At 71.3% G+C, this 7,267-nt stretch carries 8 protein-coding genes; 7 read left to right on the forward strand and 1 reads right to left on the reverse strand.

What is annotated here, in order from left to right; translation table 11 throughout:
- Positions 1-205: 205 nt before the first annotated feature.
- On the reverse strand, positions 206-1,861 hold the full coding sequence (locus ACZ4SA_RS19255) for an FAD-binding dehydrogenase (RefSeq protein WP_468275848.1): 1,656 nt from the start codon (positions 1,859-1,861) through the stop codon (positions 206-208).
- A gap of 95 nt (positions 1,862-1,956) precedes the next feature.
- Between ACZ4SA_RS19255 and ACZ4SA_RS19260 the strand changes: the two genes are divergently transcribed.
- From ACZ4SA_RS19260 to ACZ4SA_RS19290, 7 genes are all read left to right on the forward strand, one after another.
- Positions 1,957-2,484 carry an NUDIX domain-containing protein gene (locus ACZ4SA_RS19260; RefSeq protein ID WP_468275851.1) on the forward strand — a complete coding sequence of 176 codons (528 nt, stop codon included), beginning with the start codon at positions 1,957-1,959 and terminating at the stop codon, positions 2,482-2,484.
- Between the two features lie 48 nt (positions 2,485-2,532).
- Complete coding sequence (locus tag ACZ4SA_RS19265) at positions 2,533-2,925, forward strand: YidH family protein (RefSeq protein WP_468275853.1); 393 nt, start codon at positions 2,533-2,535, stop codon at positions 2,923-2,925.
- Positions 2,922-3,218 (forward strand): DUF202 domain-containing protein, encoded by a 297-nt coding sequence (locus ACZ4SA_RS19270; protein WP_468275855.1) that lies wholly within the window; start codon positions 2,922-2,924, stop codon positions 3,216-3,218. Before ACZ4SA_RS19265 ends, ACZ4SA_RS19270 begins: the two co-directional genes overlap by 4 nt.
- A gap of 97 nt (positions 3,219-3,315) precedes the next feature.
- The gene (locus ACZ4SA_RS19275) at positions 3,316-3,609 is read left to right on the forward strand and encodes a hypothetical protein (RefSeq protein WP_468275858.1); all 294 of its coding nucleotides are present in this window, start codon (positions 3,316-3,318) and stop codon (positions 3,607-3,609) included.
- Between the two features lie 113 nt (positions 3,610-3,722).
- Positions 3,723-4,637, forward strand: a complete 915-nt coding sequence (locus ACZ4SA_RS19280) for an MBL fold metallo-hydrolase (protein ID WP_468275861.1) — start codon at positions 3,723-3,725, stop codon at positions 4,635-4,637.
- 149 nt (positions 4,638-4,786) lie between these two features.
- Positions 4,787-5,806: a phosphotransferase family protein gene (locus ACZ4SA_RS19285; RefSeq protein ID WP_468275864.1), complete on the forward strand. Its 1,020-nt coding sequence runs from the start codon at positions 4,787-4,789 to the stop codon at positions 5,804-5,806.
- Positions 5,807-5,813: 7 nt separating this feature from the next.
- Positions 5,814-7,028: an acyl-CoA dehydrogenase family protein gene (locus ACZ4SA_RS19290; protein WP_468275866.1), complete on the forward strand. Its 1,215-nt coding sequence runs from the start codon at positions 5,814-5,816 to the stop codon at positions 7,026-7,028.
- Positions 7,029-7,267 lie beyond the last annotated feature (239 nt).

Genomic DNA, 7,267 nt, shown 5'->3' on the forward strand with positions numbered 1-7,267 from the left:
CGAGCACAAGCCGTCGGCCGACGGGGGTACCGCGCTCTTCGCCTGAACCGCCAGGAGCAGGGCCGGGGTCGGGCTCAGGGCCGGGGTCGTGAGTGGTCACGCTTCGATTCGAGCACTTGGGCGGGCGAAGGGCCAGGGGTGGGGGCAGGACGTCAGAGTTTCGTCACCTGTCGCACTGCGCGCGGTCTTCGCGGGCGGCGCCCCGCTACGCCACCGCAGCCCCCGCCGCCCGCCCCGCCGCGCGTCCCGAGAAGATGCAGCCGCCGAGGAATGTGCCCTCCAGCGAGCGGTAGCCGTGCACGCCGCCGCCGCCGAAGCCCGACACCTCGCCCGCCGCGTACAGGCCCGGCAGCGGAGCGCCGTCCTCCCCGAGCACCCGGGACGACAGGTCGGTCTCCAGGCCGCCCAGCGACTTGCGGGTCAGGATGTTGAGGCGGACGGCGATCAGCGGACCGGACTTCGGGTCGAGGATGCGGTGCGGCGTGGCCGTGCGGATCAGCTTGTCACCGAGGTACTTCCGGGCGCCGCGCACGGCCATGACCTGGAGGTCCTTCGTGAACGGGTTAATGACCTCCCGGTCGCGCGCCGTGATCTCGCGGCGCAGCTCCGTCTCGTCGATCAGCCCGTCCCCGGTGAGCTCGTTCATGCCGCGCACCAGCGCGCTCAGGTCCTTCTCCACGACGAAGTCCACGCCGTTGTCCATGAACGCCTTGACCGGCGCCGGCACATCCGCCCTCGCCCGTACGAACACATCACGGATCGACTTGCCCGTCAGATCCGGGTTCTGCTCGGAGCCCGAGAGTGCGAACTCCTTGCCGATGATCTTCTGGTCGAGCACGAACCATGTGTAGTCGTGGCCCGACCGCGTGATGTGCTCGAGCGTGCCGAGGGTGTCGAAGCCGGGGAACAGCGGCACCGGCAGTCGCCTGCCACGTGCGTCCAGCCAGAGCGACGACGGTCCGGGCAGAATGCGGATGCCGTGCTTCGCCCAGATCGGGTTCCAGTTCTCGATGCCCTCGGTGTAGTGCCACATCCGGTCACGGTTGATGTGGCTGGCGCCGGCGCGCTCCGCGACGCCGAGCATCAGGCCGTCGACGTGGGCGGGGACGCCGGAGAGCAGCTTCTTCGGAGGGGTGCCGAGTCGCTTCGGCCACTGGGCGCGGACGAGGTCGTGGTTGCCGCCGATCCCGCCGGAGGTGACGATTACGGCCTGCGCTTTGAACTCGAAGGCACCGACGGCCTCCCGGCCGCTCGCGGCGCCGCGGTCGGCGTCCGACGGCTCGAGGATCTCGCCGCTCACCGTGTCCAGGCTGCCCGCGCTGCTGCCCAGGCCGGTGACCCGGTGCCGGAACTTCAGCTGCGCCAGCCCGTGTGCGGCTCCCTCCCGCACCCGCCGCTCGAAGGGGGCGACGATGCCGGGTCCGGTGCCCCAGGTGATGTGGAAGCGGGGTACGGAGTTGCCGTGGCCGTTCGCGTCGTAGCCGCCGCGCTCGGCCCAGCCCACGACGGGGAAGAACCGCACACCCTGGGCGTGCAGCCAGGACCGCTTCTCCCCCGCGGCGAAGTCGACGTACGCCTCCGCCCACTTGCGCGGCCAGCGGTCCTGGTCGCGGTCGAAGCCCGCCGTGCCCAGCCAGTCCTGGAGTGCGAGTGCGTGGCTGTCCTTGATCCGCATCCGGCGCTGCTCGGGCGAGTCGACGAGGAACAGGCCGCCGAAGGACCAGTGGGCCTGCCCGCCGATGGACTGCTCCGGCTCCTGGTCCAGAAGGATGACCTTCCGTCCGGCGTCGACGAGTTCGGCGGTGGCCACGAGGCCCGCGAGGCCGGCCCCGATCACGATCACATCAGCGTCGTACGCCATGGGCTTCCATCCTTCGCCGGGCCGGATGCCCCCGATCTTCGGTACCAGCCGGTAACGAGTCAATCCCTGTGCATGCCGGTGCTTGGATGAGCCGCATGAGCGCTGAAGAGATTCTCGACATCGTCGACGAGCACGACCGTGTCGTCGGCCGGGCGCCGCGCGGTGAGGCGTACGCCGGGGGGCTGCGGCACCGGTGCGTGTTCATCCTGGCCAGGGACACGGCGGGGCGGATCTTCGTGCACCGGCGCACCCCGACGAAGCTGGTCTTCCCGTCCCGGTACGACATGTTCGTCGGCGGGGTCGTGGGGGCGGGCGAGCGTTACGACGAGGCGGCGCTGCGCGAGGCGGAGGAGGAGCTGGGGGTGCGTGGACTGCCCAGCCCCGTACCGCTGTTCAAGTTCCTCTACGACGGCGGCGGCGACCCGGCGCAGACGTGGTGGTCGTACGTGTACGAGGTCCGCTGCGCGCTCCCGGTGGATCCACAGGCGGAGGAAGTCGCCTGGCACGCGTTCCTCACCGACGCGGAGCTCGAGGCGCGGCTCGGCGAGTGGGACTGGGTGCCGGACGGACTGGCCGCCTATGAGCGGCTCAAAGCACACCGGGCGGGCGGAGGTCAATGGTGAGGGAGGTGACCGGGCCGCACGTGCGGAGCCGCAGGTAGTGTGCGCTGCGTGAGCGACTTCGTACAGAGCCTGCGGCTGTGGTTCGCGCCCCGGCGGATCGAGGAGGAGGGCGAGACCCCCGACTACCGGTTCTCGCTCGCGAACGAGCGGACCTTCCTCGCCTGGCTCCGCACCGCGCTCGCGCTCATCGGCGGCGGCTTCGCGGTCGATCAGTTCCTGCCGGATCTGCGCTGGGGCGTGCGCGCCGGGCTGGCGCTCGCGCTGATCGGGGCCGGCGCGGCGTGCGCCGTGCGGGCCGTGAACCACTGGGTGCGCTGCGAGCGGGCGATGCGCCGCGGCGAGGACCTGCCGACGTCCCGGTTCCCGGCGCTGCTGGCGGTGGTGATCGCCGTCGTGGCGATCACGATGGTGCTGGTGGTCGTGGCGCGGGGCGACGTATGACGGCTCCCGAGCGCGATCCGGGGCTGCAGCCGGAGCGGACCCGGCTGGCGTGGCGCCGCACCACGCTGACCTGCACGGTGGTGGCAGTCCTGGCGTCCAGACAGGCGGCTCAGGAGGCGGTGCTCGCGGTCGGACTGAGCCTCGTCGCCTGGCTGGGATTTCTGGCCGTCGCCCACCGTCGCATCGCCGCGATGGACGCGGCCCGGCCGGTGGCCATGCCGACGCGGGGGGCGATCGCGGCCGTGGTGTGCGTGCTGGCACTGGCGGCGTTCGCGGTGGCGATCGTGGTGTGACGCGCGGGCTGACGCCGTGAGCGCGGACGTCTCCCCGATGGTGCCGACTAGCCTGGAACCAGACAGTTCGGCATGAACCACACAAGAGGTAGGCGCCATGACCGTCCACCACGAGCACACCGCCCACGCGCACACCCACGGCCCGTCCTGCGGCCACACGGAGATCCCGCACGGCGACCACATCGACTACGCCCACGACGGGCATCTCCACAAGGAGCACTCCGGCCACTGGGACGAGTGCGAGCCGGGCGAGCATGTGTCGCACAGCGGGCACGTCCATGAACACGGCGCCGGCTGCGGCCACCCCGCGGTGGTGCACGGCGACCATGTCGACTACGTCCACGACGGGCACCGGCACGCCCAGCACGACGGGCACTGGGACGACCACTGAGGCGCCGGCCGGCCACCCGCCCCGCCTTCTCGGCCCCGCCGGTTCCCCCACCCGAGGCCAACCGGCAGGCTCGGGGTGCCACTTCGACCTCGACCCGACCCAGGGGAGCCCAGTTGCCCGCCACCGAGCCCTACACCATCCAGCTCGCACCCGACGTGCACGCCTATGTCCAGCCCGACGGCGGCTGGTGCCTGAACAACGCGGGATTCGTCAGTGACGGGGAGTCGACGCTCCTCGTCGACACCGCCGCCACAGAGAGGCGGGCCAGGGCGCTGCGCGAGGCGCTGCTGGCGACCGGCGCCCCGCTCCCCCGCACGCTTGTCAACACCCACCACCACGGCGACCACACCTACGGCAATGGGGTCTTCCTCCCGGAAGCGACCGTCGTCGGCCACGACTCCTGCCGGAGCGAGTTGCTCGCGGCGGGCCACCAGCTCCACCTGATCTGGCCGCAGACCGACTTCGGCGACATCCGCATCACCGCGCCGACGCTGACGTACAACGACCGGCTGACGCTCCGCGTCGGGGACGTCGAGGTCCGGCTCATCCACCCCGGTGGAGTCGCCCACACCACCGGTGACACGGTGGTGCACCTGCCGCGGCAGGGGATCGTGTTCACCGGCGATCTGATCTTCAACGGCGGTACGCCGTTCGTGCCGATGGGCTCCTTGAGCGGCTCGCTGCGGGCCCTCGACGTGCTGCGCTCGCTCGGAGCGGAGCACGTCGTGCCCGGCCACGGGCCGATCACCGATCCGTCTGCGTACGACGCGACCGAACGCTATCTGCGGTTCGTCGCCGAACTGGCGGAGGCCGGGCACGCCAAGGGGCTCACGCCGCTTCAGGCGGCGCGCGGGGCGGACCTCGGGGTCTTCACCGCCCTCCGGGAGAGCGAACGGCTGGTCGCGAACCTGCACCGGGCCTACGCGGAGCTGGACGGACAGGCGGAAGGCTCTCCGCTCGACCCGGTGGCGGTGTTCGCGGACATGGCCGCGATGAACGGCGGGATTCCGGTGGCCTGCCACGCCTGAGCGACCCCCGGTGACCGGCCGGGTCAGCCGTCCGCCGATGTGAAGCAGATGTGATCCAGGCATCGGTTCGACCGGCCCACTGGACGACATACCGACTGGTCGGTCATCATGAACGCGTTCCCCAGGACCGCCCCCCGGAGGTGCGCACCATGAGCTCAGTCCCGCCAGGTCTCGATCCCGACCAACTGCGCGGCCATCTCGACCGCGAGCGGCCAGGACTGGTGGACGGACCGCTCAGCGCCCGGCTCATCCAGGGCGGCCGTTCCAACCTCACCTACGCCGTCACCGACGGCACCTCCCGCTGGGTCGTGCGCAGACCACCGCTCGGCCATGTGCTCGCGACCGCGCACGACATGAAGCGCGAGCACCGGGTGATCAGCGCGCTTGCCCCGACCGCCGTGCCCGTGCCGCAGCCGGTGCTGCTGTGCGAGGACGAGTCGGTCATCGGATCGCCCTTCTACGTCATGGAGTACGTGGACGGCACCCCCTACCGCACCGCCGAACAGCTCGCCCCGCTCGGACCCGAGCGCACCCGCGCGGCCGTGCTCTCCCTCGTCGACACCCTCGTCGACCTGCACGCCGTCGACCCCGAGGCTGTCGGTCTCGGTGACTTCGGACGGCCCGAGGGCTTCCTCGACCGGCAGCTGCGCCGCTGGGGCAAGCAGCTGGCTGCCTCACGGGGGCGCGAACTCGCCGGCATCGACGAGCTGCACGCCTCCCTCGGGCGCGAACTGCCCGTCTCCCCGGCTGCCGCGGTGGTCCACGGCGACTACCGCCTCGACAACGTCCTCATCGGCGACGACGACCGGATCAAGGCCGTCCTCGACTGGGAGATGTCCACCCTCGGAGACCCGCTGACCGACCTCGGCCTGCTGGTGATGTACAGCAAGCGGCTGGAACTGCCCGACTCGCCCGTCAGCACCACCGCGGGCGCCGCGGGGCACCCGTCGCCCGCGGAACTGATCGAGCGGTACGCCGAGCGCTCCGGCCGCGACACATCCGCCATCTCCTGGTACACGGCGTTCGCCTGGTTCAAGCTCGCCGTGATCCTCGAGGGCATCCACTACCGCTACACCCTCGGCCAGACCGTCGGCGCCGGCTTCGACCGGATCGGCGATCTCGTCCCCGTCTTCATCGAGCACGGCCTCACCACCCTCCAGGAAGGCTGAGTACCTCATGGACTTCGCATTCGACGCGCGCACCGAAGAGCTCCGGTCCGAACTTCTCGCCTTCATGGACGAGCACGTCTACCCGGCGGAAGAGATCGCGGAGGAGCAGCGCGCCGCGCTGGCCTCCCCGTGGGACACCCCCGCGATCGTGGAGGAGCTCAAGGCGGAGGCCCGCAAGCGGGGCCTGTGGAACCTCTTCCTGCCCGATGCCGAGCACGGCGCGGGCCTGACCAATCTGCAGTACGCGCCGCTCGCCGAGATCACCGGCCGCAGCCCGCACCTCGCGCCGACAGCGCTGAACTGCGCGGCCCCGGACACCGGAAACATGGAGGTGCTCGCGCAGTTCGGCAACGACGAGCAGAAGAAGCAGTGGCTGGAGCCGCTGCTCGCCGGTGAGATCCGTTCCGCCTTCGCGATGACCGAGCCGGAGGTCGCCTCGTCCGACGCGACGAACATCCGGACCCGGATCGAGCGGGACGGCGACGATTACGTCATCAACGGCCGCAAGTGGTACATCTCCGGGGCGATGAACCCCGACTGCAAGATCTTCATCGTCATGGGCAAGACCGACCCCGACGGAGAGGACGTCCGCCGCCAGCAGTCGATGATCCTGGTGCCGCACGACACCCCCGGTGTCGAGGTCCGCCGGGCCATGCAGGTCTACGGCTACGAGGACCACTCCCACGGCGGTCACGCCGAGGTCGTCTTCACCGACGCGCGGGTGCCCGCGTCGAACCTGATCGGCGAGGAGGGCGGCGGCTTCGCGATCGCCCAGGGGCGGCTCGGGCCGGGCCGCATCCACCACTGCATGCGGCTGATCGGCATGGCGGAGCGGGCGATCGAGCTCATGTGCCGACGGGCCGTGTCCCGTGAGGCGTTCGGCAAGGCGATCGCCCAGCAGGGCGTCGTACAGAACTGGATCGCGGACGCGCGGGTGACGGTGGAGCAGCTGCGGCTGCTGGTGCTGAAGACGGCCTGGCTCATGGACACGGTCGGCAATCGCGGGGCGCACACGGAGATCCAGGCAATCAAGATCGCGACGCCGAGGGCGGTCGTCGACATCCTCGACAAGGCGGTGCAGGTGCACGGCGCGGGCGGGGTCAGCCAGGACTTCCCGCTGGCGGAGCTGTGGGCGGCGGCACGGACGCTGAAGCTGGCGGACGGGCCGGACGAGGTGCATCAGCGGTCGCTGGCGCGGCGGGAGCTGAAGAAGTACGTGTGAGGTGGGCGGGGCGGGGGCTGCTCGGGAGCGTGTGGCGCCTGCGGCGGGCCTGTTCCCCTACCCGCCCCTTCCCGAAACCGGGGCAGGCCCCGGACCCCCTACCGCGCTCCGCGCGGTGTCCTCGAACGCCGGGCGGGGGGGGGGGGGGGGGGGGGAGGGTGGGGGGGGGGGGGGGAGACCCACCCCCCCAAGGGAAAGCCCGTTTGGGAAAGAGGAAAAGGGAGGGGTGGGGGGGGGAG

This window comes from Streptomyces sp. NPDC027962, from assembly GCF_055566095.1.

Bases quoted from the DNA above. Each gene is read 5' to 3' on its own strand.
- ACZ4SA_RS19255 (WP_468275848.1), bottom strand. From the start codon at position 1,861: ATGGCGTACGACGCTGATGTGATCGTGATCGGGGCCGGCCTCGCGGGC.
- ACZ4SA_RS19260 (WP_468275851.1), top strand. From the start codon at position 1,957: ATGAGCGCTGAAGAGATTCTCGACATCGTCGACGAGCACGACCGTGTC.
- ACZ4SA_RS19270 (WP_468275855.1), top strand. From the start codon at position 2,922: ATGACGGCTCCCGAGCGCGATCCGGGGCTGCAGCCGGAGCGGACCCGG.
- ACZ4SA_RS19275 (WP_468275858.1), top strand. From the start codon at position 3,316: ATGACCGTCCACCACGAGCACACCGCCCACGCGCACACCCACGGCCCG.
- ACZ4SA_RS19285 (WP_468275864.1), top strand. From the start codon at position 4,787: ATGAGCTCAGTCCCGCCAGGTCTCGATCCCGACCAACTGCGCGGCCAT.
- ACZ4SA_RS19290 (WP_468275866.1), top strand. From the start codon at position 5,814: ATGGACTTCGCATTCGACGCGCGCACCGAAGAGCTCCGGTCCGAACTT.